This window comes from Pseudomonas sp. 05N434 (assembly GCF_056396965.1).
This window is the reverse complement of record NZ_JBFTMK010001142.1, coordinates 1-441: the sequence shown is the minus strand read 5'-3', so window position 1 is coordinate 441 and position 441 is coordinate 1. Positions and strand designations below refer to the sequence as shown.

Annotated in this window: 1 protein-coding gene; it reads left to right on the top strand. The window is 63.7% G+C overall.

Annotation, left to right across the window (positions count from 1 at the left end; all coding sequences use genetic code 11):
• The coding region (locus AC1DLB_RS32130) for a VCBS domain-containing protein (RefSeq protein ID WP_477786552.1) at positions 1-441 on the top strand (441 nt) is incomplete at both ends.

Sequence of the window (441 nt, the reverse complement as noted above, 5' to 3'; positions counted from 1 at the left end):
GGCAACGATGCCGGCGCGGTGCAAGAAGACACCACCCTCAGCGTCAGCGGCCAGTTCAGTTCAAGCGACATCGACCATGCGGCCACTGCCACCTGGTCGATCAATGGCTCGGCAACTGGAACCTACGGCTCGATCGCCGTCGACAGCAGCGGTCAGTGGACTTACACCYTGGCCAACGGCACCAATGGCGTCGCCAGTGCCGTGCAGTCGTTGCAGGCCGGCGAGAGTCACAACGAAGTGTTCACCATCCAGGTCAGCGACGGCCTSGGYGGYGTCGACACCCARCAGGTGACYGTSACCGTCACCGGCAGCAAYGACGCACCCGTACTCAGTTTCGCCAACGGCAACGATGCCGGCGCGGTGCAGGAAGACACCACGCTCAGCGTCAGCGGCCAGTTCAGTTCAAGCGACATCGATCATGCCGCCACCGCGACCTGGAGC